The 1,635-nt window shown below is 65.0% G+C and carries 3 protein-coding genes and 1 pseudogene; 1 reads left to right on the forward strand and 3 read right to left on the reverse strand.

Going from position 1 to position 1,635, the window contains the following annotated elements:
* The 3 genes from JCM25156_RS16020 to JCM25156_RS16030 all read right to left on the reverse strand — a co-directional run.
* On the reverse strand, positions 1-216 hold a 216-nt coding region (locus JCM25156_RS16020), incomplete at its 3' end, for a hypothetical protein (RefSeq protein WP_025813896.1).
* Positions 213-746 (reverse strand): outer membrane lipid asymmetry maintenance protein MlaD, encoded by a 534-nt coding sequence (gene mlaD, locus JCM25156_RS16025; protein WP_025813897.1) that lies wholly within the window; start codon positions 744-746, stop codon positions 213-215. The genes mlaD and JCM25156_RS16020, both read right to left, overlap by 4 nt.
* 35 nt (positions 747-781) lie before the next feature.
* Positions 782-1,171 (reverse strand): NADH-ubiquinone oxidoreductase subunit NDUFA12 family protein, encoded by a 390-nt coding sequence (locus JCM25156_RS16030; RefSeq protein WP_025813898.1) that lies wholly within the window; start codon positions 1,169-1,171, stop codon positions 782-784.
* Positions 1,172-1,437: 266 nt separating this feature from the next.
* Between JCM25156_RS16030 and JCM25156_RS32740 the strand changes: the two are divergent.
* Positions 1,438-1,635, forward strand: a pseudogene (locus tag JCM25156_RS32740) (vitamin B12-dependent ribonucleotide reductase); the annotation flags it as partial.

Raw genomic sequence — 1,635 nt, forward strand, 5'->3', positions numbered from 1 at the left:
CCGCAGGCTGTCGACCAGATCGTGCAGGATCCGGCGCATCGCCGCCTCATCCACGCCCATCAGGATCGCATCCTCGAACGCATCACGTAAAATACCCTGCAATTCAGTATGATTTTCCTGCAATACCAGCAATTTGTCGCGGCATGATATGGGTGTGCCATCGGATTGGGGCCATAGGGCCGGCATGGCCCCGCCGTCGGGCGCGCCCTCCGTCATGGCGTGTCTCCCGCGCCGGAAGCAGGCGTTTGCGCGGCCCTGTTCTGCCGGGCGGCGGTCAGGGTGTCCGTCACGGAGAAGATGAACTTGCTCAGGAGCTGTTCAAGGCTGATCGCGCCCTGCGTCTGGCCGATCGTGCCGCCGGGGGCCAGCATCTTCTCGTCCCCACCGGGTGAGAGGGCGATATACTTCCCCCCCAGCAGGCTGTCGCTGGTGATGATGGCCGCCGTATCATCGGGCAGTTTTATGTCCGGCCGCACCGTAAAGATCACCTGCGCCGCGTAGGTCCGGGGATCAACCCGCTCATCCACCACCTGCCCCACGGTAATTCCGGCCAGCCTGACGTCCGACCCGACGGACAGGCCGTCGATATGCGCAAATCCCGCGTTCAGCCGGTAGCCGGTTTCATGGGGGCGGCCCTTGTCCACCACGGCATAGGCCAGCAGCCCGGCAAGCACCGCCAGCACCGCGAACCCGGCAAGAAGTTCACCCGGCTGACGGCCCGCGCGTCCTGAAACAGCAGCAACCATGATGGCTAAGATTCCCCATTATCCAACGGCGCACCCTAGCAGGTTACGCCCGGGACTTCATCCTCGGGGTACCATGCCTCATAATCGCTGGTGGTTGAAGCCCGCTGTCCGCCCTGGCAGTCGCTGCCGGGAGGATGGTACGCTTCCGCCGTGCCGGTACGGTTGGGCTGCCAGGGCTGCTGCCATGGCTGGCGCGCGCTTTCGGGCAGGGGCTCCGCATCCACATGGTGCAGCCAGCCCCACCATTCGGGCGGGACGGCGGATGCGTCCTCTCCCTTATGGTAGATGACCCAGCGTTCATGCCGCTTTTCCCCGCCGCCGGTGCGGTTGAGGGTACGGGCCTCATAATAGCAGCGGCCATCGGCATCCTTGCCAACCAGCCGCCCCTTGAATCGGGTGTAGATACGGGTGCCTAGATTTGCCATGCACATAGCCTAATCCGCCCCATGCGCGTGGTCCACGCGCATTATATGCATGGCTCCCTCACATCTGCGGGATCGATTGCATGGCTCCGTGCCCCCTGAAACGCGCGGCCCGACGCCGGGGCGATGACGGGACGCATTTCCGGGTACCCATAAGCAGGACGGATCACGACCGCGTGCGCATCGGGGCGGGAAAAACCCGTGGCGGACCGCCGGACGCGACGCTTCTGGAACCGCCCGCCAGTTATCCCCCATATCCACGGTATCCAGTGGGATGTATAGTTGCGACTCCGGCCCGAACGGGTTCCGCCCGCCCTGTCGCACCCGGTAAAACAGGGGCCATGACAGCACGAAGCCACTGGAACGGCGTGCGCATGCGCACCGTCGAGGCCGCAGCCGACCCCGACGACGCACCACGTTCCGTTACCCTGCCCGCGGACTGGGATGACACGGCAGCCGAGGCCCTG

The sequence above is a fragment of the Komagataeibacter kakiaceti JCM 25156 genome (genome assembly GCF_000613305.1).

Excerpts from the sequence above, each read along its gene's own strand:
- mlaD (WP_025813897.1), bottom strand. The coding sequence starts at position 746 with ATGGTTGCTGCTGTTTCAGGACGCGCGGGCCGTCAGCCGGGTGAACTT.
- JCM25156_RS16030 (WP_025813898.1), bottom strand. The coding sequence starts at position 1,171 with ATGGCAAATCTAGGCACCCGTATCTACACCCGATTCAAGGGGCGGCTG.